The following is a 406-nucleotide window of genomic DNA, read 5'->3' as shown; positions in this document are numbered from 1 at the left end:
ACTTAAACACGCAAAAAATTACCTATCAATATTTAGATGGCAGCACGCCGATGGCAGAGCGCAAGAAGCGTGTCAATGCGTTTCAGGCAGGTGAAGGTGATGTCTTTCTCATTAGCCTCAAAGCAGGTGGTACAGGACTCAATCTTACAGCAGCAGATTATGTCATTCATATGGATCCGTGGTGGAATCCTGCTGTGGAAGATCAGGCGAGCGATCGTGCCCACCGCATTGGTCAAAAGCGCCCCGTGACGATCTATCGATTAGTGGCAAAGGACACGATCGAGGAAAAAATTGTTGACTTGCATCAACACAAGCGTGACTTAGCTGACAGTTTATTAGAAGGCACAGAGATGAGCGGCAAAGTATCCACCGACGAATTGCTGCGGCTCATCTCTGAGAGTTAGAG

Annotated in this window: 1 protein-coding gene; it reads left to right on the top strand. The window is 47.8% G+C overall.

All coding sequences use genetic code 11. The annotated features are described in order from the left end of the window. A partial coding sequence (locus tag D7Y13_RS44125) for a DEAD/DEAH box helicase (RefSeq protein ID WP_147452766.1) occupies window positions 1-404 on the top strand: 404 nt, incomplete at its 5' end. Window positions 405-406: the final 2 nt, after the last annotated feature.

This window comes from Corallococcus praedator (genome assembly GCF_003612125.1).
GTDB lineage: Bacteria > Myxococcota > Myxococcia > Myxococcales > Myxococcaceae > Corallococcus > Corallococcus praedator.
This window is presented reverse-complemented; position numbering and strand designations above follow the sequence as displayed.